The 24300-nt window shown below is 66.3% G+C and carries 22 protein-coding genes; 7 read left to right on the plus strand and 15 right to left on the minus strand.

Annotation, left to right across the window (positions count from 1 at the left end):
* Positions 1–3 precede the first annotated feature (3 nt).
* On the minus strand, positions 4–2220 hold the full coding sequence (locus tag LO787_RS02345) for a putative bifunctional diguanylate cyclase/phosphodiesterase (RefSeq protein WP_232494279.1): 2217 nt from the start codon (positions 2218–2220) through the stop codon (positions 4–6).
* A gap of 103 nt (positions 2221–2323) precedes the next feature.
* Complete coding sequence (locus LO787_RS02350; protein ID WP_232494280.1) at positions 2324–3217, minus strand: ABC transporter permease; 894 nt, start codon at positions 3215–3217, stop codon at positions 2324–2326.
* Positions 3218–3313: 96 nt separating this feature from the next.
* Here LO787_RS02350 and LO787_RS02355 point away from each other — a divergent pair, with 96 nt between their 5' ends.
* The 3 genes from LO787_RS02355 (at position 3314) to LO787_RS02365 (ending at position 6691) form a co-directional block, all read left to right on the plus strand.
* Positions 3314–4012, plus strand: a complete 699-nt coding sequence (locus LO787_RS02355; protein ID WP_232494281.1) for a GcrA family cell cycle regulator — start codon at positions 3314–3316, stop codon at positions 4010–4012.
* Between the two features lie 17 nt (positions 4013–4029).
* Positions 4030–4710, plus strand: a complete 681-nt coding sequence (locus tag LO787_RS02360) for a peptidylprolyl isomerase (protein ID WP_232494282.1) — start codon at positions 4030–4032, stop codon at positions 4708–4710.
* Positions 4711–4888: 178 nt separating this feature from the next.
* Positions 4889–6691, plus strand: coding sequence for a hypothetical protein (locus LO787_RS02365; protein WP_232494283.1), 1803 nt, complete (start codon positions 4889–4891; stop codon positions 6689–6691).
* A gap of 64 nt (positions 6692–6755) precedes the next feature.
* Here LO787_RS02365 and pnp read toward each other — a convergent pair whose 3' ends face one another.
* The 5 genes from pnp to LO787_RS02390 form a co-directional block, all read right to left on the minus strand.
* Positions 6756–9059 carry a polyribonucleotide nucleotidyltransferase gene (gene pnp, locus LO787_RS02370; RefSeq protein WP_232494284.1) on the minus strand — a complete coding sequence of 768 codons (2304 nt, stop codon included), beginning with the start codon at positions 9057–9059 and terminating at the stop codon, positions 6756–6758.
* Between the two features lie 204 nt (positions 9060–9263).
* A complete protein-coding gene (rpsO, locus tag LO787_RS02375) occupies positions 9264–9533 on the minus strand; it encodes a 30S ribosomal protein S15 (RefSeq protein ID WP_103098845.1) in 270 nt (89 codons plus the stop codon).
* Between the two features lie 5 nt (positions 9534–9538).
* Complete coding sequence (truB, locus tag LO787_RS02380; protein ID WP_232496230.1) at positions 9539–10468, minus strand: tRNA pseudouridine(55) synthase TruB; 930 nt, start codon at positions 10466–10468, stop codon at positions 9539–9541.
* A complete protein-coding gene (locus tag LO787_RS02385) occupies positions 10468–10974 on the minus strand; it encodes a DUF2239 family protein (protein WP_232494285.1) in 507 nt (168 codons plus the stop codon). Before LO787_RS02385 ends, truB begins: the two co-directional genes overlap by 1 nt.
* A gap of 65 nt (positions 10975–11039) precedes the next feature.
* Positions 11040–11630, minus strand: a complete 591-nt coding sequence (locus LO787_RS02390) for a thymidine kinase (protein WP_232494286.1) — start codon at positions 11628–11630, stop codon at positions 11040–11042.
* 121 nt (positions 11631–11751) lie between these two features.
* Between LO787_RS02390 and LO787_RS02395 the strand changes: the two genes are divergently transcribed.
* Positions 11752–13317 (plus strand): DUF1963 domain-containing protein, encoded by a 1566-nt coding sequence (locus LO787_RS02395; RefSeq protein WP_232494287.1) that lies wholly within the window; start codon positions 11752–11754, stop codon positions 13315–13317.
* 4 nt (positions 13318–13321) lie between these two features.
* Here the strand turns inward: LO787_RS02395 and rbfA are convergent, their stop codons facing one another.
* The gene (rbfA, locus tag LO787_RS02400; RefSeq protein WP_232494288.1) at positions 13322–13726 is read right to left on the minus strand and encodes a 30S ribosome-binding factor RbfA; all 405 of its coding nucleotides are present in this window, start codon (positions 13724–13726) and stop codon (positions 13322–13324) included.
* A gap of 110 nt (positions 13727–13836) precedes the next feature.
* On the opposite strand from rbfA, the gene LO787_RS02405 reads away from it, so the two are divergent.
* Positions 13837–14163: an RcnB family protein gene (locus LO787_RS02405; RefSeq protein ID WP_232494289.1), complete on the plus strand. Its 327-nt coding sequence runs from the start codon at positions 13837–13839 to the stop codon at positions 14161–14163.
* 49 nt (positions 14164–14212) lie between these two features.
* Here the strand turns inward: LO787_RS02405 and LO787_RS02410 are convergent, their stop codons facing one another.
* From LO787_RS02410 to pspF, 7 genes are all read right to left on the minus strand, one after another.
* Positions 14213–14749, minus strand: coding sequence for a DUF1697 domain-containing protein (locus LO787_RS02410; protein ID WP_232494290.1), 537 nt, complete (start codon positions 14747–14749; stop codon positions 14213–14215).
* Positions 14750–15135: 386 nt separating this feature from the next.
* Positions 15136–17895 (minus strand): translation initiation factor IF-2, encoded by a 2760-nt coding sequence (gene infB / locus LO787_RS02415; RefSeq protein WP_232494291.1) that lies wholly within the window; start codon positions 17893–17895, stop codon positions 15136–15138.
* 22 nt (positions 17896–17917) lie between these two features.
* Entirely contained in the window at positions 17918–18661 is a 744-nt protein-coding gene (locus LO787_RS02420) for a DUF448 domain-containing protein (protein ID WP_232494292.1), read from the minus strand.
* A complete protein-coding gene (gene nusA / locus LO787_RS02425; RefSeq protein ID WP_232494293.1) occupies positions 18642–20261 on the minus strand; it encodes a transcription termination factor NusA in 1620 nt (539 codons plus the stop codon). Before nusA ends, LO787_RS02420 begins: the two co-directional genes overlap by 20 nt.
* Positions 20262–20264: 3 nt before the next feature.
* Positions 20265–20837 carry a ribosome maturation protein RimP gene (rimP, locus tag LO787_RS02430; protein WP_232494294.1) on the minus strand — a complete coding sequence of 191 codons (573 nt, stop codon included), beginning with the start codon at positions 20835–20837 and terminating at the stop codon, positions 20265–20267.
* Between the two features lie 168 nt (positions 20838–21005).
* Positions 21006–21998, minus strand: coding sequence for an acyltransferase family protein (locus tag LO787_RS02435; RefSeq protein ID WP_232494295.1), 993 nt, complete (start codon positions 21996–21998; stop codon positions 21006–21008).
* A 90-nt stretch (positions 21999–22088) separates the two neighbouring features.
* A complete protein-coding gene (pspF, locus tag LO787_RS02440) occupies positions 22089–23111 on the minus strand; it encodes a phage shock protein operon transcriptional activator (protein WP_232494296.1) in 1023 nt (340 codons plus the stop codon).
* 160 nt (positions 23112–23271) lie between these two features.
* Here pspF and LO787_RS02445 point away from each other — a divergent pair, with 160 nt between their 5' ends.
* Both LO787_RS02445 and pspA read left to right on the plus strand, forming a co-directional pair.
* Positions 23272–23478 carry a hypothetical protein gene (locus LO787_RS02445; RefSeq protein ID WP_232494297.1) on the plus strand — a complete coding sequence of 69 codons (207 nt, stop codon included), beginning with the start codon at positions 23272–23274 and terminating at the stop codon, positions 23476–23478.
* A complete protein-coding gene (gene pspA / locus LO787_RS02450) occupies positions 23475–24287 on the plus strand; it encodes a phage shock protein PspA (protein WP_232494298.1) in 813 nt (270 codons plus the stop codon). The genes LO787_RS02445 and pspA overlap by 4 nt, the downstream gene beginning before the upstream one ends.
* Positions 24288–24300 lie beyond the last annotated feature (13 nt).

The following is a 24300-nucleotide window of genomic DNA, read 5'->3' on the forward strand; positions in this document are numbered from 1 at the left end:
GCTTCAGAACGGCGCGGAGGGGCGGTAGGCCTCGTCCAGCCGCGAGGCGGCCAGCAGCTTCGTTATCATCGTGGCGGGCACGGGGCGCGACAGCAAGTAGCCCTGAACCTCCGGGCAGCCCACGCGGTCGAGGAAGGCGAGCTGACTTTCCGTCTCCACGCCCTCGGCCGTCAGGCGCAGGCCGTTCGCGCGGGCGAGGCCGACGATCGCCTCCACCAGCGCCGCACCGGGGATCGTGTCGACCGCGTTGACGAAGGAACGGTCGATCTTGATCCGGTCTACCGCGAAGTCGCGGATGTGGCTGAGCGAGGAATAGCCCGTCCCGAAATCGTCCAGCGCGCAGGCGACGCCCAGCCGTCGCAGTTCGGCCAGCGAGCGCGCCACTTCGCCCGACGCGCCCATCAGCGCCGTCTCGGTCAGTTCCAGCTCCAGCCGGTCGGCGCTCACCCCGCCCGCCGCCAGCACTTCGCGCACGGTGTCGACGAACTTGCGGCTGCGTAGCTGGATCGGCGAGACGTTGACTGCGACGCGCAAGTCTGGCCAGGCGCGCGCGTCCTTTATCGCGCGGCGCAGCACCCATTCGCCCAGCACGGCGATCAGGCCGGTCTCTTCGGCCGAGCGGATGAAGTCCACCGGCGCGACAAGGCCCTGCTGCGGGTGCTGCCAGCGCAGCAGCGCCTCCACCCCGATCATGCGGCGATCCGCCACCGCCCAGATCGGCTGGTAGTGGACTTCAAGCTGCCGGTCGCAGTCGGCCAGGGCGAGGCGCAGTTCGCGGTAGGTCTCCTCACGCGAGCGGACATCGACGTCCATCTCCGGCGTGAAGAACACGAAGCGACTGCGTCCTTCGGTCTTGGCCTTGTAAAGCGCGATGTCGGCCTTGCGGGTGAGTTCGGTACGGTCGAGGCCGTGCGAGGGTGCGACGGCGACGCCGATGCTGGCGCCGATGAAGGCCTGCGAGCCCGACAGGTCGAACGGTCGCTCGATCTCCGCCACGATGCGCGTGCAGATACCGTCGATGGCGGCGAGGTCGTCGGGCTCGCCGATCAGGATGGCGAACTCGTCCCCGCCCAGTCGCGCGACGATGTCATAGCCGCGCACTTCGGCGACCAGGCGGCGCGCCACCTGCCGGATCAGCGCATCGCCCGCCGGATGGCCCAGCGTGTCGTTGACCTGCTTGAAGCGATCGAGATCGATGTAGAGCAGCGCCAGCAGCGACTTGTGCCGCCGCGAGCGCGACAGCGCCTCGTCCAGCCGCTGTTCGAACATCGCCCGGTTGCCGAGTCCGGTGAGTTCGTCGTGCATGGCGCGGTGCTGCGCGTCGATGCGGCTTTCCTCAAGATCGTGCGTGCGCCGCGCCAGCCGGCTGGCGAGCAGGAACATGACCGCCGCGATCACCAGCAGCACGATCGCCAGCACCGGGGCCAGCGCGGAGATGACCTGGCTACCCGGCGCAAAAGGGCGCCAAACCAGATAGCCGACGGTGCGCTGCGCACGGTCGTGCAGCGGGATCGACCGCAGGTTGTCACCGCTCGCCGGAACGGGGGCATAGTGCGCCTGGGCCAGACCGTACTGCTCGTTGATCCCGGCGAAGAACTCGGCGTCGAGATAGACCACCGCGACATGCACCGCCTCGGTTCCGGGAACCTGATGCAGCGTGCCGCTGTCGGTGACGATCGGCTTGAGGCTGACGATGGCGGGGCGGCCCCGGACTACCGCGATGTCGGCCTGCCCCGGCGAGAGCATGGCGACGTCCGCCTCGGTGCGCCGCCTGACGGTCTGCGTGTGGCGCAGCCGGGCCAGCAGCGGAGCCGCGATGGCCTTGATAGCAAGGAAGTCCTCGGGCCGTGTCCGCTTGCCACCGCGCATGGCGTAGATCGCTGCTCCTGCGGGATCGAGCAGGTAGACCTCGTCGATCCCGGCGTAGTTCTCGAACCAGATGCCGAGATTGAGATCGAGCCAGCGCGCATCGAGCGGGCGCTTGCGCGCTTCGCGCACGGCCTCGTCCCAGACGGTCGAGGATTCCTGAGCATGGGCGATCCGCTCTATGCTCTGCGAGAGGACCAGCGAGACGATGGCCCGGTCGCGGTTGCGCGCCATGCGATCGACTTCGCGCCCGGACCACTCCAGCAGGCCGAGGATCAATACGAGGATGCACAAGGCCGCCAGCACGATCGGCGCGGTGAAGCGCACGACCGTCTTCTTTCGGCTTTCGCTCAAGGCCAATCGGGACGCCACATCGGCATGCCTGCACCAGAGCAGATAAGTTTTTATTAACGAAAGCCTCTCCGCGGCGGCATTTTCGCAGTCGGAGCGGCGGAAATCAGCCCTTCAGCTTCCAGCCTGACCGCAGGACGAGGAAAACGACCGTCGCCAGCGCCGCGTCGAGCAGACCAACACCCAGCGCACTGTGCAGCACGGCCATGTTGGTGTCGCCGATGTCGCTCTGGCCGAGGAAGCCGAAGCGGAAGCCCGAGATCACATAGAAGAACGGATTGACGCGGCTGATCGCCTGGAAAGCGGGCGCGAGGTTGTCGATCACGTAGAACGTGCCGGACAGCAGCGAGAGCGGCGCGATGACGAAGTTGGTCACCGCCGCGTTGTGGTCGAACTTCTCCGCCCAGACCGACGACAGCAGGCCCAGCAGCGCGAGGAAGGTGGAACCGGCAAGCCCGAACCACACGACCGCCCACGGGTGCGCCACCGACAGGTCGACGCCCGGCCACAGCAGCATCGCCAGCGTCAGCGCGAGGCCAACCAGCACCGCACGCGTCACCGCTGCGCCGATCATCGCCAGCATCAGCTCGGCCTCGGTCAGCGGCGGCATCAGGAAGTCGATGATAGTGCCCTGCACCTTGCCGGCAAGGAACGAGAAGCTGGAATTGGCGAAGGCGTTCTGCATCATGCCCATGACGATCAGGCCCGGCGCCACGAAGGTCGCGAAGTTGACGCCCAGCACCTCGCGCCCGCCGCGCCCCAGCGCGACGGTGAAGATCACCAGAAATAGCATCGTGGTGATGGCCGGGGCCCAGATCGTCTGGGTCTGGACCTTGAAGAAGCGCCGAACCTCCTTCATATAGAGCGTCTTGAGCCCCACCCAGTTTACCTGGTGGATGATCGGCTCTCCCTTTGCCGGAAATCGGCGCGCCGTACTGTCATCGGGGTTGATGATCCCGGAGGCGTCCGGCAGGTCGGTCGAATAGGATTGATCGGGCATGTACCGGCGACTATCGGCTGACGCCTTCCGAGGCAAGCGGCGCCTGGAAATCGGGGGCGATTCTCTGATCGCCTTCCTTGAAGTGATGGAACTGGAATGAGCTGGACGGACGAGCGGATCGAGAAGCTGACCAAGATGTGGGAGGGTGGGTCCACCGCCAGCCAGATCGCGGACGAACTCGGCGGTGTCAGCCGCAACGCGGTGATCGGCAAGGCCCATCGCCTCGGTCTGAAGGCGCGCCCGTCCCCAGTGAAGCCGAACGAGAAGCCCGCGCGTCCCGCGCCCGCTCCGAAGAAGCCCAAGCCGGTGGAGGCTGCGCCCGCGCCCGAGCCGACCCCTGCTCCGCGCGTCGAGGCTCCGGCCGCCCGCGCCGCTGCGCCCGCCCCGCAGGCTCCCGCACCCCGCGCCGAGCCCTCGCCCGCTCCGTCGGCCGATGCTGCCCCGGCCGCTCCCGTGCAGCCGCGCATCGTCTCGGTCGGCCCCGGCGGCTTCCTGCGCCAGGGCCCCGGCGACCAGCAGCAGCCGATCCCGCCCGCTCCGCCGCGCCGCCTCGTGCCCGCGAAGCCGAGCGCGGAGATCGCCGGCAAGACCAGCCTGCTCGACCTCAACGACCGCATCTGCCGCTGGCCGATGGGCCACCCGGGCGAGCCGGACTTCCACTTCTGCGGTGACAAGGTGAACCCCGGGTTCCCCTACTGCGTCGAGCACTGCGGCCGCGCCTATCAGGCGCAGCTCCCGCGCGGTGCGCGCCGTGCGCCGCCGCCGCTGCCGTTCGGTGGCCCCCGTGTTCGCTAAGCGAGTGCGCTGATCCGATGCGCGGGTCGAGGGCCATGCTGGCGGCGTTCGTCGCGCCGCTTGTGCTGTCGCTCTCACCCGCCGTCGCGCAGGAGCCTCCTCCTGCGCCGGTCGCTCCGGCTGCAGCGGCAACACCTGCTCCGGTTCCGGTCGAATACGTCTATGTCGCGCTGACGATGCCCCAGGGCGTCGTCACGCTGGCGCTCGACAAGACCCATGCGCCGCTGACCACGGCCAATTTCCTGAAATACGTCGATTCGAAGAAGATGGATGGCGCCGTGTTCTACCGGGCCATGCATCTCGACCATGACCCGCAGCAGGGGCTGCTCCAGGGCGGCGTGCGCAACGGCGCCAACCTGCTGCCCCCGGTCGCGCACGAACCCACCAGCAAGACCGGCATCAGCCATGTTGCGGGCACCGTCTCGATGGCGCGCTTCGCGGTCGGAACGGCGCAGGCCGATTTCCTGATCCTGCTCTCCGACATGACCTCACTCGACGCCGAGGCGGGCAATCAGGGCAAGGATCCCGGCGCCGGTTTCGCCGCCTTCGGCCATGTCGCCTCGGGCATGGACGTGGTGAAGGCGATCTGGAACCTGCCGCGCTCCGCCACCAAGGGCGAAGGCGTGATGAAGGGCCAGATCCTCGAAAGCGACGTGAAGATCCTCACCGCCCGGCGGACGAAGGCACCTGCACCCTGAGCACTCCGGCTGCTCCCCCTGCCGGAGCAGCACTGCGGATCGCCGCAAGCACATGGACGCCGGGCCTGCCCGCAGACAGACTGGCGGTGCAGCGCTTCACGAGGTCCATTTGAAAGCTACGCAGTACGTCAGTCCGCTCCTTCACGCCCACGCGGGAGCGCTCGCTCCCTGTCCCGGCATGGCACTCCGGTTCAGCCGGACAGACCCCGGATCGCTGCTTGCAACGATCCATGCCGATCATGACCTGCTGGAACATCTCCCCAACCCGTTGCCGACGGACATGCTGGGGCACTTCCCCGCGATCTTCCTCGACACCACCGCCGACTATCATGTCGAGCTTCTCAACGCGTCCGGACGGGCTGTCGCTGCACACCGGATTACCGCGGGTCGCGCCGTCGCCGCACCGGACGACGCCGGGCTGTTCTCCGACCTCGCGCACTTGTCGCCGGCACGGGGCGTGGCCAGCCTGCGCACCGAGGGTTGGGACAAGGCCGGTAGCGGAGCCGCCGATTACGTGGCGGATGCCCTCGCTACGCCCGATCTGGCGCGCCAGCACCCTCGCTTCTGCGTGGTCACACGCAATGGCCGATGCTTCCGGTTGAAGCCTTCAGGCGGCCTCATCACGGTCGAACAGGCCGGAGCGAAAGGCGATCCCGGCGCAACCGGCCGGATCGACGATCGCCCCGCCTTTCAAGCCGCCGTCGACTACGCGGCGGTGGTCGGGGTCGAGCGGATCGGGCTGGCCGCATCGACTTACAGCCTTTGGACCCCGCTCCGGACCTCCCCTGCAGGTCAGGAAGCCGTCGACGGCCATACAATCGTGCTCGCGGCCGACCAGCGCCTGCACTTCGTCGGCCTGGCGCGGGCACGCACGCGGCTGCGCTTCCTCGCTCCCGGCGGCGCATCACCCGCCGGAACGCACGCCGGTGAGGCTTTTCACATCGTCGGCGGCAAGGTCTGGCGCGGCAGCGGCTTCTACCTGCCGTCGAAAGCAAAGGTGGACTGGCGCCGCATCGATCGGACCATGCCCCGGCAATCGCTGACGCTGGAGCACCTCGTAATCGACGGCGGCACGCGCAAGAGCGGTTTCTATGGCTGGCCTGCGCGCCCTTCGGACGGCGCCGGCTGGGACATCACGCACAAGGGCATCCGCTGTCAGGCCGACGTGCGCGGAGCCGACATCACGATTCTCGATTGCGAGATGACCGGCTGGCGCGGTGAGACCCTTTATTCATCCGGCGATCCGTCGGCGAAACTGACGGTGCGCAACTCCAGCTTCACGCACTCCAACGGACAGGGCCTGAACCCCAACGGCTGCATGGTCGATGTGGAAGGCGCGCACATCAGCGACTGCTTTAGCGGTATCGAGGGCTGGACCGGGCTCGGCGGCGGTCGGATGGTCGGTGTCGAGATCGTCGACTGTTACGGCATCCAGGGCAAGTCGGGCGGCGCGTTCGGCCTCGATGGCGAATACTTCGACCGCCGTCGCGTGCAGGCCAGCGCTCCGGGGCCTGGCCAGCCGGCTCGTGCGGGCGCGCCCGGAACACTGGCGGCGCTGCCGGTGAAGCCGGGGCGGATCGATATCGTCGTCCGCAACAGCGGTCGGGGCTACCTCGGCTCGTGGCTGACAGGCAGGATCAAGGCCATCGACACCACGCTCGTCATCGGCGACGGCACGGCCACGCCCGGAGGATCGCGTGGCCTCGACCTCGATATCGAGATGGTCACGGATCGTACCGAACTCGCCTATCTCATCATCGCCTGCCGCATGACAGGCGTCGCGACCGATGACATAAAGGTGCGGCTGATCGCCACCGCGACGCCAGCCGCAGTCGCCGCCGACCGCAGGACGGATCGTGCGATCACCTGGCACGGCCTCATCGGCTCCGACGTCCTGGTGGAGTTCAGCGGTCGGGACGGCAGGCAACCGCCGCGTGCCGACGCGCCCGCCACCGGCGCACCGCGCATAACGCGCCGATAACGCATACGAAAAGGGGCCACGCTTTCGCGCAGCCCCTTCCCTGTTTCCTTGCGGATCGGACCGATCAGTCTTCCTTGAGGAAGGCCGGCATGTGGTCCGGGTTGCCGCCGCCGTTGCCGCCATCGCGACGCGGGCCACGACCGCCACGGTCGCCACCGCGACCACCGCCGTCACGGCGCGGGCCACGACGGTCACCGCCGCGATCGCCACCACCGCGCGGACCACGGTCGCCGCCTTCACGCGGTTCGCGGGGCGGACGGGTGTCTTCCAGCTCGGCGCCAGTCTCCTGGTCGACGACGCGCATCGACAGGCGGACCTTGCCGCGCTGGTCGATCTCGAGGACCTTGACGTAGACTTCCTGGCCTTCCTTGACGACGTCGGTCGGCTTTTCCACGCGCTCGTTCTTCATTTCGGAGACGTGGACGAGGCCGTCCTTGCCACCCATGAAGTTCACGAAAGCGCCGAAGTCGACGATGTTGACGACCTTGCCCTGGTAGATCTTGCCGACTTCCGCTTCCTCGACGATGCCGAGGATCCACTTCTTGGCGGCTTCGATCTGCGCGATGTCGGAGGACGAGATCTTGATCACGCCTTCATCGTCGATGTCGACCTTGGCGCCGGTCTCGGCGACGATCTCGCGGATGACCTTGCCGCCGGTGCCGATGACGTCGCGGATCTTCGACTTGTCGATCTGGATCGTTTCGATGCGCGGTGCGTGGGCCGACAGCTCGGTGCGCGAGGCACCCAGAGCCTTGGTCATCTCACCCAGGATGTGCGCACGGCCGGCCTTGGCCTGCTCCAGCGCCTTGGCCATGATCTCGCGCGTGATGCCCGCGATCTTGATGTCCATCTGCATCGTGGTGATGCCGGCTTCGGTGCCCGCAACCTTGAAGTCCATGTCGCCGAGGTGATCCTCGTCGCCCAGGATGTCGGACAGGACGGCGAAGTCCTTGCCTTCGAGGATCAGGCCCATGGCGATGCCCGACACCGGACGGGCCAGCGGCACGCCGGCGTCCATCATCGAGAGCGAACCGCCGCAGACAGTGGCCATCGAGGACGAACCGTTCGACTCGGTGATGTCCGAGAGAACGCGGATCGTGTAGGGGAAGTCCTCCTTCGAGGGCAGCACGGGATGCAGCGCGCGCCATGCCAGCTTGCCGTGGCCGACTTCGCGGCGGCCCGGGGCGCCGAAGCGGCCCACTTCACCGACCGAGTAGGGCGGGAAGTTGTAGTGCAGCATGAACGACGAGTACGACAGGCCTTCGAGGCCGTCGATCATCTGCTCGGCGTCCTTGGTGCCCAGCGTGGTGGTGCAGATCGCCTGCGTTTCACCGCGGGTGAACAGCGCCGAACCGTGGGTGCGCGGCAGGAAGCCGACGATCGATTCGATCGGGCGGACCTGCTCCAGCGTGCGGCCGTCGATGCGCTTGCCGTCCTTGAGGATGGCGCCGCGCACGATTTCCGCTTCCAGCTTCTTCATGGTCTTGATGGCGACCATCTGCGTCTGCGGGGTCTCGTCCGCGAAGGCTTCCTTGGCCTTGGCGCGCGCCGCGTTGAGGGCGTTCGAGCGCTTCGACTTGTCGGTCAGCTTGTAGGCGGCGGTGACGTCCTTGCCGACGGCCTTCTTGAGCTTCGCCTTGATGTCGGCGGTGTTGTCCGACAGGTCGACGTCCCAAGGCTCCTTGGCGGCCTTTTCGGCGAGGTCGATGATGAGGTTCACGACCTTCTTGATCTCGTCATGCGCGAACACGACGGCACCAAGCATCTCTTCCTCGGTCAGCTCCTTGGCTTCCGATTCCACCATCATCACGGCATCGCCGGTGGCGGCGACGACGAGGTCGAGGCGGCCGTCGGTGAGGGCGGCGGTCTGCTTCGGGTTCAGCGTGTATTCGCCGTCGACGAAGCCGACGCGCGCGGCGCCGATCGGGCCCATGAAGGGCACGCCCGAGATGGTCAGCGCAGCCGAAGCGGCGATCATCGCGACGATGTCGGCTTCGGTCTCGCCGTCAAAGCTCAGAACCTGGGCGATGACGTTGATTTCGTTGTAGAAGCCCTCGGGGAAGAGGGGACGGACCGGACGGTCGATCAGGCGGCTGGTCAGCGTTTCCTTTTCGGTCGCGCCACGCTCACGCTTGAAGAAGCCGCCGGGGATGCGGCCGGCCGAGGAGAACTTCTCCTGGTAGTGGACGGTCAGCGGGAAGAAGTCCTGGCCTTCCTTCACCGACTTGGCGGCGGTCACCGCGCAGAGCACCACGGTCTCGCCGTAGGTTGCGAGGACGGCGCCGTCGGCCTGACGGGCGATGCGGCCGGTTTCGAGGGTGAGGGTCTTGCCGCCCCACTCCATGCTTACGGTCTTTACGTCGAACATTTTCGATTTCCTTGACCCGCGCGGCCCTATTGCCATGCGGGGCTTACTGCCGGGGATACCGTCCCGGTCCGGTGTAGGGCTTTTTCGTCGCCCCTGGGCTCTCCCGCCGAATTGCTGGAATGCCCGGAATTTCGGGTGCCCCAATATCACATCGCGGGGCACAAATGCAAAACGGCCCGCCGAAGCGGGCCGTCGTCTCGGTGCTTACTTGCGCAGACCGAGCTTCTGGATGAGGGCGTTGTAGCGCGCCACGTCCTTCTTCTTCAGATAGTCCAGCAGCGAGCGGCGCTTGTTGACCATGGCCAGCAGACCGCGACGCGAGTGGTTATCCTTGTGGTGAGCCTTGAAGTGCTCGGTCAGGTTCTTGATGCGCTCGGTGAGGATCGCAACCTGGACTTCCGGGCTGCCCGTGTCGCCAGCGACGCGAGCGTTGTCCGTGATGATGTCCTGCTTCTTTTCAGCGGTAACCGACATTTCATTTACTCCGCGACATCGGATAGGTTGAACCCCCGAACGACGCGGACCTCGTGGTCCGAAAGCTGTACCAGAGCGACGGGGACGGTGCCCTCGAACGCGCAGTAGAGCCCGTCTTCATGGGGCATTCCGGTCAGAACGCGGCCCTGTCGGACCGCCCTTGCCTGCTCCGGGGTGAGGTCGATGGCCGGGATGTCGTCCAGCCCCGCCTCCAGCGGCAAGAGTATCTGTTCAAGAGGCGCGCCCTTACCGAATTCGTTCAATTTGTCCAGCGAAATCGCGTGAGACAGGTCGAACGGCCCGGCCTGGATGCGGCGGAGCATGGTGACGTGCCCAACCGTTCCCAGAGCGATGGCAATGTCCCGCGCAAGGCTGCGGACATAAGTGCCCTTCGAGACCTTTACGCGCAATGTGACATATTGCTCGCTCGCATCCCATTCGCCTGCAAAACCTTCGGCGATGTATTCCCAGCCGTAGATGGTGACGCGACGGGACTTAAGCTCCACTTCCGCCCCTGCCCTGGCCAGGTCATAGGCCCTCTCACCATCCACCTTGATTGCGGAGTAAGCTGGCGGAACTTGGTCAATTGCACCTGTGAAACGTTCACGAAGGATCGTTTCGACCGCGCCGAAGCCGGGCTGGAAATCACTCGTGGCCACGACCTTGCCTTCGAGATCCAGTGTGTCGGTCTGTCGACCGAACTGTATCGTGAACTCGTAGGCCTTGCTCGCATCGAGCATCCGCCCAGTCAGCTTGGTCGCCTCGCCCAGCGCGATGGGCAGGATGCCCGAGGCGAGCGGGTCCAGCGTGCCGCCGTGGCCCACCTTCACCTTCTTGCCGTACCCCGCCTCGCGCAAATTGCGCTTCACCGCCGAGACCGCCTGCGTCGAGCCGAGGCCCACGGGCTTGTCGAGGATGATCCAGCCGTGCGCCATCATGCGGCCTCCCTCGGCCATGCAAGCCTGCGGGCGTGCTTGGCGATCGGCGTCGGCCAGAGCACGCACAAGGCGTCGAAATTCTCGCGATCCCCGGCGTAGAGCGCGCGGATCGCCTCCTCGTAGCCCGGCCGGTCGCCCGCCATGACGGTGAGGAAACGGTAGGCCGCGTCGAGGCATTCACGCTCGCTGCGCCCGGCGCGCATGGCAGCCTCCACCAGCTTGCGCAGCGTGGTCGACGCCCCACCGGGCTGCGCAGCGAGCCATTCCCAATGGCGGGGGAGCAAGGTCACTTCGCGTGCCTCAACCCCCAGAGAAGGCCGCCCGCGCGGGCGCGGCGTAGCGGGTTCGGCCAGATCGAGATCGACCTGACGACCGGTATCGTCGTCGAAGGCAAGCAGGTCGCTGCTGCGGGCGAGCGGGCCGAGATCGCGCAAGGCCCCGACGAAATCCGCCGGAGAGCCGCGCGCGATGATCTCGTCCTTGTAGAACACGGTGACGGGCATGAAGCATCCTTTCGGACGCGCCTCTACATTTACCCGGATTAAATTGTCAATATATCCGGGTAATTTTATCTGCCGAGCGCCTCGCTGAAATGGCGGCGACAGAGCGCGACGTAACGGTCGTTGCCGCCGATCTCGGTCTGCGCGCCCTCGCTGACCGCGCGCCCGGTATCGTCCACGCGCAGGTTCATCGAAGCCTTGCGCCCGCAGTGGCAGACCGCCTTCAGTTCGACCAACGCGTCGGCAATCCCCAGCAGGACCGCCGCGCCGGGAAACAGTTCGCCCCGGAAATCGGTGCGCAAGCCGTAGCAGATGACCGGCACGTCGGCCTTGTCGGCGATATCGGCGCATTGCCACGCCTGCTCGCGCGTCAGGAACTGCGCCTCGTCCACCAGCACGCAGGAGATCGGCTCGACGGCATGGGCGGCGCGCACCTGATCGAGCAGGTCCGTCCTCGGCCCGAAGCGGTGCGCGGCGGCGTGAAGGCCGATGCGACTTTCGATCGCATGGTCGGCGCCCATCTCCGCGCTGCGATCGTCGATCGCGGCGGTCCAGAGCATCGTGCGCATGCCGCGCTCGTGATAGTTGAAGTTCGCCTGCAGCAGCGTCGTGGACTTACCCGCGTTCATGCTGGCGTAGTAGAAATAGAGCTTGGCCATCGGTTCTGGGGATAACACCGCCCCGAAAGCAGCGCACGGCCTTTCCCGGGGTTCTCCCCGGCTCGATTGCCCTTAACACTCGGAACCGACGACGGAAGGGAGAACCGATGAGGCCGCGCGCATGAAGAAGCTGTTCGCCGCGCTGGCGGCATTCGCGCTGCCTGCGATCGCCGCCGCTTGGCTGGCGCTTGCGCCGCTGGGCGGACAGTTCGCCTCGCTCGATCCGCTGGCGGAGCGCGTCGTCGCCATGCAGGGCCGCAACGCCGCCGTCTTCGCGCTGGTGCTGGTGGGCCTCGGCCTCGCCGCGCTTGCCGCGCTCGCAGTGCGCAGCAAGGGTCCGGAGCGCCTGACTTACGAGTCCGACGTCCCGCCGCAGGAGTTCGGCCGCCGTCGCCGTGGGCTGCAAGCCGCACCTACCCCGCCATGGTCTCCCGAAGAGGACGAGGCAGAACTTCCGCTTGTCGATAACGTGGCCGAGATCGCGTCGGAACCTGAGCCCGAGCCGGCTCCGCCGCTCGCGTCCGCCACGGTAGTCCTCGTCCGCAAGCAGCGCGAACGGCGGCGTGACTGGTTCGGCGACGCAAGCTGGCTCGGCGGCCTCCCGCGCCTTGGCGACGCGCCCTGGCCGCGTGACGAGAACGGCACGCCGATGCCTTTCGCCGCACAGATCGACCTTGCCGAACTCGGCGCCGCAAGGCCCGATGCGCCACTGCCGCATGGCGGATCGCTGGCGTTCTTCCTCGGCTCCGGCGCAGTCGTCGCGGTGCCCGAAGGCCAGCACGACTTCACCGATCCGCCGAGCGACCTGCCACCCGCCTACGACGAAGGCGGCCTGCCCTTCCCCGCACGCGCCTCGCGCCTGACGCGCTGGTTCTTCCCGTTCTGGCCGGTTACGCCTGTGGGGCTGAACGATGACGCGGCGGAAGATGAGACCGCGATGGCGGCCAAACTCGGCACGCCGCTGCGCGACCATCCCTTCTACGCGGCGGGCGTCGGCGCGCCGGTCGAGGCCTTGTGGTGGCTCTCGGTCCTGCACCTCACCGACCAGCTTCACGAAGCGCTCGACGATGCTCCGCGCCTGCTCGCCCGCCGCCGCGAGGATCTGGCCCGCCAGCATGCCGAGATCGCCCGCCTGCGCACCGATTCCGCCGCGATCCCCTACGCTCTGGAAGACGCACGCGAGATCGCCGAGCAGATGGAGGCAGACTATGCGCTGCTCCAGGAACAATGCGCCGCCCTGCCCGAGATGGTGGCCGCGCTCGACCAGTTCGTCGCCGGACGCGAGCCGCTGGCCCTGCTGAGCGCGGAGGAACTGGCCATCGTCGGCGACATCCTCGCCGAAATCCACGAACGCTACGGCGAGGCTGTGCAGGACCATGTGCCGGGAACGCTGGCGCAACTCGCCACGATCTCGCTGCGCACGATGGTTTCCGGCCCACCCGAGACGCTGGCCGCCGTGTCCGACGCCACGCTGCTGCGCATCAACCGCGAATACCGCCTGCCGCCCGTCCACCAGCACAGGATGCTCGATGTCGAGGACGGCACCGTGCTGCTCCTGCAACTCGGCTACGACGACATGATGGAATGGGCCTGGGAGGAAACCGGTGCCTGGCGTTTCCGCATCGACCCGCAGGCCCTCGCCGCAGGCGACTGGAACGCGGCGAGGCTGACTTTCGAAACCGACTGAATGCTCAGTCTTCGGCGCTGTCCTCGATATCGCGCTTCACGCGCGGGTCGTTGAGCAGCGCGTCGATGCGGCTCGCCTCGTCGAAAGTCTCGTCCGAGCGGAAGCGAATTTTCGCTGCGAACCTCATCTTGAGCCGCTGCGCAACCTCACGCTGGAAGAAGGCCGTATTGGTCCGCAGCGCCTTGAGCACCTCTTCCTCGTCCTCGCCCAGCAAGGGCTTCACGTAGACGGTCGCCTGCCTGAGGTCGGGCGTCATGCGCACTTCGGTGACGGAAACCGAGTGCGCGCTCAACGTGGCGTCATGCACCTGCTGACGCGTGAGGATCTCGGAAATGACGTGGCGCACCTGCTCGCCCACCTTCAGGAGGCGGACGGAGTGCTGTTCGGGAGTTGTCTGGTGTTTTGCCATCTGCTGCGTCCATGTGGGCCGGGCGCGACAATTTGCAACAAAGTGTTACGCCTCCTGGCCCGGCTTTCGGCGTTATCCCGGATGAAACCCGCCGTCAAAGGAGTCGCACGATGAAGACCTTCACCACCGCCCTGCTCAGCGCCGCCCTGCTGGTCCCAAGCCTCGCCGCCGCGCCCGCCATGGCCGCGCCGCGTCACGAAGATCGCCATGTGCAGAAGACGGTCGTGACCAAGAAGGTGACCTACAAGACCTTCCGCAAGGGCGAGAAGTTCGACCGCCGCTATGCGCGCAATTACCAGACGGTGGACTATCGCAAGTACCGCAACGTGAAGGCCCCGCCGCGCGGCTATCACTACGTCCGTTCAGGCAACGACCTCCTGCTGGTCGGCATCACCAGCGGCGTGATCGCGGCGGTGACGAGTGGCATGTTCCGCTGATAGATCTGCAGGCTGATCGAAGGGGGCGGATCACACGACCCGCCCTTTTTCATGCCATCTTGGCGAGGATGCGCGCCAGCGAACGCACGTTGCGGGCAGTGCCGCGGCAGCCAAGGCGGCGCTCGATGAAGGCATTGGTGAGCTTCGAGGGACCGACGCCATCGACATAGTCGATGTAAAGGCAGCGCGGGCCCATCGCGAGCTTTTCCGGCCCCCGCGTCGCGTGATCCGCCGCCAGCTTCTCGAACTTCTCGCGCTCCGCCTCGCGTTCGAGGAAGAGGGTATGGACGAAATGATCCTGGCCGATGCCGGTGAACGGGTTGTCCTCCACCGCCGAGCGCACCTCCTCGCGATTGCGGACCGCCGCAAAGGTCTTCATGTCGAAGCGGTCCAGCATCATGTGCGCGAACAAGTCTTCCAGACCGTCGGTCGGACGTTCGTCGAAATCGAACAGGACATTGCCGCTGGCGACCACCGTCTCGACGTTCTCGAATTCCTCCCGCTCGAAGGCATAGCGCAAGTCCGCCATGGTCAGGCGATTGCCGCCCACGTTGATCGAGGCGAAGAAGGCGCAATAGCGAGTCATCTTGAATGTTCCGTTCGGTGAATGTATAAAAGCGGCACCACTACTGATGTTCACATCACTGCCTGAGCCCGGGTGTTCCAGCACTCGGGCTCATCGCATATCGGAGGCTGACGTTCCAGCGCCAGCCTCCTTACCGGCTACTTGCGGCCCAACTCGATGAGCTTCACCACAAGTTGAAGCAGCGCGACCAGAAAGGTCGCCGCTCCAAGAACCAGCATAACCACAACTTCTATGTTCACATGACATCACCACCCTTCCGTCGCCAGTTGCGACGCGAAGGGCATAGCTGCGCACCCGACAGCTAGCGGATTAAATCCCTGCAAACGGAAACGGCCGCCGCCGGGCTTCCCCGACGACGGCCGTCCTTATCCGTTGTGCGCCCGGGATCAGCCCAGCGTACGCTCGCGGTGGCTGACCTCGAAGACTTCGAGGTGGTCGCCCGGCTTGATGTCGTTGGTGTCGGCCAGGACCACACCGCATTCCAGACCGGCGCGCACTTCGTCCACGTCGTCCTTGAAGCGACGCAGCGAGGCGATCGTCGTTGCCGAAACGATGACGTCGTTGCGGGTGAGACGCGCGCTGAGACCCTTGCGGATGTAGCCTTCGAGCACCAGCAGACCGGCGGCCTTGTCGCGCTTGCCGGCCGGGAAGACCTGCTTGACCTCGGCGCGGCCGACGACGGTTTCGATGCGCTCCGGACCCCAGATACCGGCCATCTGCTTGGCGACCTCGGCGGTCAGCTCGTAGATGACGTCGTAGTACATCATCGGCGTCTTGGTACGCTCGACCAGTTCGCGGGCCTTGGCGTTGGGACGCACGTTGAAGCCCACGATCGGCGCGCCCGAGGCCGCAGCCAGGGTCACGTCGGTCTCGGTGATGGCGCCCACGCCCGAGTTCAGGATGCGAACCTTGATCTCGTCGTTCGACAGGGCGTGCAGCGCGGCGTTGATCGCCTCCACCGAACCCTGCACGTCCGCCTTCACGACCACCGGGTACTCGATGACCTTCTGCTTGTCGGCCAGAGCCGAGAACATGGTATCGAGGCTGGCGGGCGCGATCGCGGTGCGCTTGGCGGTCGCCTGCTCCTGACGGTAGGCCGAAACCTCACGCGCGCGGCTTTCGCTTTCGACGACGGTGAGCATGTCACCGGCCATCGGCACGCCGCCGATGCCGAGCACTTCGACCGGCATCGCGGGCGGAGCGACCTTCACCTGACGGCCCTTGTCGTCGAGCATGGCGCGCACGCGACCGCTCTCGGTGCCGACGACGAGGATGTCGCCGACCTTGAGCGTGCCGCGGTTGACCAGCACCGTCGCGAGCGGACCCTTGCCCTTGTCGAGCTTGGCTTCGATCACGGTGGCTTCGGCCATGCGGTCCGGGTTGGCCCTGAGCTCCATGAGCTCGGCCTGCAGCAGGATCTTCTCGATCAGGTCGTCGAGGCCCTTGCCGGTCTTGGCCGAGACTTCGACGTCCTGCACGTCACCCGACATTTCCTCGACCACGATCGAGTGTTCGAGCAGGCGCTCGCGCACCTTCTGGGCGTTGGCTTCGGGCTTGTCGATCTTGTTGATCGCGACGATCATCGGCACGCCGGCGGCCTTGGTGTGATTGATGGCCTCGACCGTCTGCGGCATGATGCCGTCGTCGGCCGCCACCACCAGCACCACGATGTCCGTGACGTTGGCGCCGCGCATGCGCATCTGCGTGAACGCGGCGTGACCCGGGGTGTCGAGGAAGGTGACGAGGTCGCCGCCCTTCGTCTTGATCTGGTAGGCGCCCATGTGCTGGGTGATGCCGCCCGCCTCGCCGCGCACGACATCGGTGCCGCGCAGTGCGTCGAGCAGCGAGGTCTTGCCGTGGTCGACGTGGCCCATGATGGTGACGACCGGCGGACGCGGCTTGAGCGTCTCTTCCGGATCGACGTCGACGGTGTGGTCGATGTCGATGTCGCTTTCGGAAACGCGCTGGATGTTGTGGCCGAATTCCTCGACCAGCAGCTCCGCGGTATCCTGGTCGATCGTCTGGTTGACGGTGACCATCATGCCCATCTTGAACAGCGACTTGACGAGATCCGCAGCCTTCTCGGCCATGCGGTTCGCCAGTTCGGCAACGGTGATCGCCTCGGGGACGATGACGTCGCGAACCTGCTTCTCGCGCTGCTGCTGGCGGCCGCCGAAGTGCGAGCGACGCTCCTTCTCACGCGCACGCTTGAGTGCGGCGAGCGAACGGGCGCGGGCGCCCTCGTCGTCGTTCAGCGCGCGGCTGACGGTCAGCTTGCCGGCCTGGCGACGGTCGCCGCCCTTGGCGTTGCGGTCGTTCTGCTGGCTGGAAGCCGGGCGTGCCGGAGCAGCCGGGCCCTTCTTCGCGCCCAGCGGAGCCTTGGCGGCGCCACCACCGGTGCTGCTGCCGCTGCTCGCGGTCGATGCGGCGGGTGCGGCCGGCTCGGCGCGGCGCGGTTCGGGGCGCTGCACCGGGGTGAAGCGGCGCGGGGCGGGAGCCGGAGCCGCGACGGGGGCTGGCGCAGCCGGAGCGGCGCGAGCAGGCTCGGCCGCCTTGGCGACCGGTGCTTCCACGGGAGCCTCGGCGACAGGCTCCGCAACAGCGGGAGCCGGCGTCTCGACGGGCGCGGCCGCTTCCTCGACCACCGGCGCCGGAGCAGGCTCGGGAGCCTGTGCAGCCTCAACTTCCGCCTTGGCGGCAGCGGCAGCTTCCTCTTCGGCGCGGCGATTGGCTTCGGCGCGCTGCTTTTCTTCCTCGGCGGCGCGGACACGCTCTTCCTGCTCGCGGCGGGTAGCCTCCTCGAGCATCTGCATGCGGGCTTCCTCGGCCTCGCGCTGGAGGCGTGCAACGCGCTCCTGCGGAGTCTCGTTCGAGGGCGCGGGGCGCTTGACCGGCGGCGGCGGGGGCGCAGCCGGACGCGGCGCAGCGGCCTGCGGAGCAGGCTCGGGGGCCGGAGCGGCAGCCGCCGGAGCCGGAGTCGCCTCGCCCTCGCCGGGCTTGCCGATCAGCTTGCGGCGCTTCACCTCGACCACCACCTTGTTGGTGCGGCCGTGGCTGAAGGTCTGCTTGACCTCACCCGCTTCCACCGAGCGCTTAAGCCCAAGCGGCTTGCGGCCCAGGGTCGGTTTGTTGTCGGTCTCGCTCATATTTCTCGTCTTCGCCCTTCGGTCAATTCGTCGTGACGGACACGGCCGATGCCGCTCCGTTGCCATCATCCAAGCCGGTCGCGCCGGATGCCCGGCCAGCATTGTCCCCTGCGGGGATCTGCCCCTGGAAATGCAGAAGGCGCTGCAGCAGCGTATCGACTCGTTCAGCCGCTCCGCGATCGTTCAGCGCCAGGTGAACGACGTTGTCGCGGCCCAATGCCACAGACAGCGTGTCCCGGTCCAGAGGCAAGGTTACGCCTTTAAGACCGCTTCCTTCCGCCTCGCTCCCGACCCTCCAGGCCTGATCGAGCTTGCGCGAGCCGTCTTCTCGCGCGTCGGCGGCATGGGCGAGCCACTCCACCCGGCCCTCACGCGCGTTCTGCGCGATGCGGTCCGAGCCCATGAGCAGCCTGCCCGATTTCAGTTCGAGGCCCAGCCGGTCGGTCAGCGCGCGCACGAGCGCAGCCTCGATCCGATCCGCCAGGTCGTCGGGAATGGTGAGCGGCGCGCCTTTATAGGCCCGCGCCAGTACTCCCTTAAGCTTGTTCTTCGACATCGCGATTTCAAGGTCTGCGCGCGATACGCCGATCCACGCGCCGCGCCCGGGGGCACGCGCGTGGACGTCGGGGAGCACCAGCCCGTCAGGCGAGATCGCCAGACGGATGAACTCTCCCCGCGCAGCTTTCCCGCCGGAGAGGATGCAAGTCCTCTCCGCCGTGTTGCCGTCGATGTCGGAGCTTACGCGCTCATTGCGAGGATTCCGCATCGGCGGCCTCCTCAGCTTGCGGTTCGTCGTCGAACCAGTGGGCGCGAGCGGCCATGATGATCTCGTTGCCCTGCTCTTCGGTCAGGCCGTACTCGCCGAGCACGCCGCCCTTGTCCTCGTCGCGGGCGCGGCGGTTCACCGAACCGTCGCGGCGACGCTGCTCGGTGCGCTTCTTGGCGATGAGCTCGTCGGTCGCGAGGTCGGCCAGGTCGTCAAGCGTCTTGATGCCACCCTTGCCCAGAACCACCAGCATGGCTTCGGTGAGGTGCGGCAGCTCGGCCAGCGCATCCTCGACGCCCAGCGCGCGGCGGGCTTCGCGGTTGGCTTCCTCACGGCGCTCGAGTGCTTCGTGCGCACGGCTCTGGAGTTCCTCGGCCAGTTCCTCGTCGAAGCCTTCGATGTTCGCCAGTTCGGCGACGTCGATGTAGGCGACTTCTTCCAGCTCGCTGAAGCCTTCGGCGACCAGCAGCTGCGAGAGCGTCTCGTCGACGTCCAGCTCTTCCTCGAACATCTTCGAGCGCTCGACGAATTCCTTCTGACGCTTCTCCGAGGATTCCGCCTCGGTCATGATGTCGATCTGCGAGCCGGTCAGCTGCGAGGCAAGGCGCACGTTCTGGCCACGGCGGCCGATCGCCAGCGAGAGCTGGTCGTCGGGCACCACCACCTCGATGCGGCTTTCTTCCTCGTCGATGACGACGCGGCTGACGGTCGCGGGCTGGAGCGCATTGACGACGAAGGTCGCGGTGTCCTCGCTCCAGGGGATGATGTCGATCTTCTCGCCCTGCATTTCCTGCACGACGGCCTGAACGCGGCTGCCCTTCATGCCGACGCAGGCGCCGACAGGGTCGATCGAGTGATCGTGGCTGATGACGCCGATCTTGGCGCGCGAGCCCGGATCGCGGGCAGCGGCCTTGATTTCGATCACGCCGTCGTAGATCTCGGGCACTTCCTGCGCGAACAGGCGCTTCATGAAGTCCGGGTGCGCGCGGCTGAGGAAGATCTGCGGGCCGCGGTTCTGGCGCTCGACGCGCAGGACCAGCGCACGCACGCGCTCACCGACGCGGGCGGCTTCGCGGGGGATCTGCTGGTCGCGGCGGATCACGCCCTCGGCGCGGCCGAGGTTGACGATCACATGGCCGAACTCGACCGACTTGATGACGCCGGTGATGACTTCGCCCGCGCGGTCCTTGAATTCCTCGTACTGACGGTCACGCTCGGCGTCGCGGACCTTCTGGAAGATCACCTGCTTGGCCGACTGCGCGTCGATGCGGCCGAGGTCCACCGGGGGCAGCGGATCGACGATGAAGTCGCCCAGCGCAGCGCCCTTCTGGAGCTTCTCGGCCTGCTTGAGGTCGACCTGCTTGAAGTAGTCCTCAACTTCCTCGACCACTTCGACGACGCGCCACAGGCGCAAGTCGCCGGTGCGCGGATCGAGCTTCGCACGGATGTCGTTCTCGGCACCGTAACGGTTGCGGGCCGACTTCTGGATGGCTTCTTCCATCGCCTCGATGACGATCGACTTGTCGATCATCTTCTCCGACGCGACCGAGTTCGCGATCGCGAGCAGCTCGGCGCGGTTGGCGGAAATCGCACTGGCCATGACTTAGTCTTCCTGTTCCTCAAGAATGTCGTCCGCACCGCTGGTATCCAGCGGGCGGCTTGCCGCGATCAGCCTGTCCGTCAGGATCAGGCGGGCCGATTGAATGTCTGCGAGCGGGAAGGACACCTGACCGGACTTCTTGTCCTCCAGCGTGACCACTTCGCTGCCAGTCTCGCCGGCGATACCGACGAGGTTTCCGTGCAGGCCCTTGCGGTTGCCTTCCACGGGATTGACGAGATTGACCTTCGCCTCATGGCCCGCCCACCTGGCGTAGTCCTTGGGGCGGGTCAGCGGACGGTCGATGCCGGGCGAGCTGACTTCGAGACGATACGCCTCCTCGATCAGCACCTCACCCGCTTCCTCGAGCGCATCCATGCGATCGGAGATGCGGTGCGACAGGGCCGCGCAATCGTCGAGCACGAGCTGGCCTGTCTTCGGATCCTCGGCCATGATCTGGAGCGCGATCTCGTCGTCACCGACTTCGCTCTTGCCGAAGATGCGCACGCGCACGAGATCGAAGCCCAGGGCGTTGACCTCCGGCTCGATGACTTCGGTAAGGCGTGCGATATCGACCAATCTGGCTTCCGTTTCGTATGAGTTCTAAGCGTCATTGATGCAACGCGGCTTCGCGCCGGCCCCTACCGGCGCCAGCCCGTTCCTTGTTTCACCAATTACGGGATGACGGCCAGATAGGCGCGATTCCTGAAAAATGCAAGGGGGATGACGGAACGACGCCCGCCGTCGTCATTCCAGCAGATAAGGACGTAAACGAGGCATCGCGTGGATGACGCCTAGCGTGATTGCGAGAGCGATCAGATAGGTCAACGCCAGGGCCAGGACCACGTTGGCCACTTCGCCGACACCAAATTTAAGCAGGACGACCGAAATGCCGTAATTCAGGATTGGCGTATGAAGCAGGTAAATGCCCCCGCTCCCAGGCAATCGACCAGTCCGACCGATCAATGTCGATCCTCGAAGAGCGACTTCGACGAGCAGAACGATCAGCGCCAGATCCCATTCACGTTGCTGCCACGGCAGGAGGATCAACGCCAGGCCAGCGATCACAATCGCCGCCAGACACTCTGGCTTGCCGGCATTTCTCGCCCGATAGACTCCCAGTGCGTAAGCCAGAGCATACAGAGCCAGAAGACGGAATTCAGGTCCGGTCGACCGCTCGGTTGGCAAAGCGAGATATGCCAAAAACAGAACCAGGATCAGCACGCCCGTCAGGGGCCTCTCAAGGCCGGACGGAATACGGTCGATAACACTCGTGACAACGACAGACACCGCAAACAGATAAGGGAGAAAATAAAGTTGCGGCCCGACCCCGGCAAACGTGAACGTCCGTTCGACAGCCTCCACAGCACTCAATTTGCCAAGAGCCGCCAACAGGACTGCGTAAACGAGGCAAAACAGAAAATAGGGCACCAGCAAACGCCGGGCCGTCACAATGACACGGGCACCCGTCAGTCCGGGCCGTGAGAAATATCCCGACAGCATGAAGAAGCACGCCACGGCTCCATCGACCAACGGAACCCAGTAATCCAGTGCGTCGGCTACGCCTTCCGAATACCGCGAACGTGACATCATGTGCTGGTAGATCACCGCAATCGTCAGAACATGACGCAGCAGGTCCACTCCAAGCAACGACGAACGGGCTGGCATTTCTGACGCCCCCTTCGACGAAACCGTCTCATTCCGCGCAAGCACACCAATTTCCGGCATGAACAGCTCCACCCCATACCCTCCGCATGACGTAACCGGGAAGCTCTGCGCGAAACAACCCCTTGTCGGCGGGGAACGGGGCCAAACGTGGCCACCATCATCTCACCCCCGCCCCTGATGTAGCCCATGCTTCTTGAGGCAGTGTCTCAACTGGTCATAGGTCAGCCCCAACGCGCCCGCCACCTTGCGCTGGTTCCAGCGCAGCCGCTCCAGCGCCGCGAGCAGGAGACCGCGTTCGTGCGCCTCCACCGCCTCGCGCAAGGATGACGGGGCGACGGCGACATTGGGCTCCGGCGCGCATGGTAATGCCAAGGCTGGAGGGATTTGCGCGTCCGCCATCGTCCGCAGACCCCATGCGTTAGCGAAGGGATCGAACACCACCTCTCCGATCGGCCGCTCCTCGTCGCCCCAGCGGTAGACGGCGCGCTCCACCACGTTGCGCAGTTCGCGCACGTTGCCCGGCCATTCGTAGGCTTCCAGCGCCTCCATCGACTCTGCCGAGAAGCCGGGGAAGCGGTCCCATTCCAGCTCGCTCGCCATGCGGCGGCCGTAATAGTCGGCAAGTTCGGCCACGTCCCCTTCCCGCGCCCGCAGCGGCGGCAGGGTGATGACCTCGAAACTCAGGCGGTCGAGCAGGTCGGCGCGGAACGTGCCTTCTTCCGCCATGCGCGGAAGGTCTGCATTGGTCGCGGCTACGATGCGCACGTCCACCGTCACCGGGCGCGAGGAGCCGATGCGCACGACCTCGCCATACTCGATCGCGCGCAGCAGACGCTCCTGCGCGGCCATCGAGAGGTTGCCCAGTTCGTCGAGGAACAGCGTGCCGCGATCCGCCTCCTCGAAGCGCCCGGCCCGCGCCCGCGTCGCACCGGTGAAGGCGCCCGCCTCGTGCCCGAACAGCTCGGCCTCGATCAGCGTTTCCGGCAGTGCGGCGCAGTTGAGCGTCACCAGCGGCTCGCCCCAGCGGGGAGAGAGGTGATGCAGGCGCTGGGCGATCAGTTCCTTGCCCGTCCCACGCTCGCCGATGACCAGCACCGGGCGGCGCACGGCGGCGGCGCGACTGGCCCGCTCGACCGCGTCGAGGAAGGCCGTGGACTGGCCGATGAAATGGACGTCTCGCTCCATTCCTGAAAGTTAGCGAAATTTCCCATTCATTGGCAATTCATTTTCCGCGCACTTCTGCACGGTTAGCCTGAACCCACGCAAATCCGCCATTCGTACAGTTTGGCACGGCCATTGCTATTATCGTGGCAAGACCAAGTTCAGGATCAGAGGAAACTTCGCAATGCTCCCGATCACCGCCAACACCACCGGCCAGGGACGCTTCACCGCCCCCCGCTCGACACTGGCCCGCACCAAGCTCGACTGGGCGATCATCGTCAGCCTGCTGTCGATGGGCGCGCTCAACCTCGTCGCGCTGGCCGACAAGGTCGCCGTGCCCGAGGCCCACGCAGCCCCGGTGGTGCGCAGCTGCGGAGCGCCGCTCGCATGAGCAGGCTCGACGCGGAGATCGAAGTGCTCCAGAATCCGGGGCACATCCCGGGTACCAACCGCGCCTACCGCTTCGACGCAGCCTCGACCGGCCAGACCCGCAGCACGCATTTCACGACAGGACATACCGCCATGGGCATCTTCTCCCGCACCCGCGACATCATCGCCGCCAACTTCAACGACCTGCTCGACAAGGCGGAAGACCCGGCCAAGATGATCCGCCTCATCATCCTCGAAATGGAGGAGACGCTGGTCGAGGTGCGCACCAGCTCTGCCCGCACCATCGCGGACCAGAAGGAACTGCGCCGCCACGTCGGCAAGCTGGAGAAGCTCCAGGCCGACTGGGCCGACAAGGCGCAGCTGGCGCTGTCCAAGGACCGCGAGGATCTGGCGCGCGCCGCCCTGCTGGAGCGCAAGAAGGCCGCCGACATGGGCGAGCAGCTTTCCGCCGAGATCCTGGTGCTTGACGACGCCCTGCGCGCCTACGAGGCCGACATCGAGAAGCTGCAGACCCGCCTTCGCGAAGCCCGCAGCCGCCAGTCATCCATCGCGGCGCGCTTGCAGAGCGCGGAAAACAGGGTCAAACTGCGCACGCTCCTGTCGAACGAGCGCGTGGACGAGGCCATGGCCCGGTTCGACCAGCTTGAGCGCCGCGTCGACTACGCGGAAGGCCGCGCCGAGGCCATGAGCCTTTCGGACCGCCGCCAGCCGACGCTCGCCGAGGAAATCGCGGCGTTGGCCGATGGCGACTCGATCGACGCGGAACTCGCCGAGATGAAGCGGCAGATGAACAAGCCGGCCGATCAGTAAGACATTCGAGGGA

This window comes from Novosphingobium kaempferiae (genome assembly GCF_021227995.1).
GTDB classification, from domain to species: Bacteria; Pseudomonadota; Alphaproteobacteria; order Sphingomonadales; family Sphingomonadaceae; genus Novosphingobium; species Novosphingobium kaempferiae.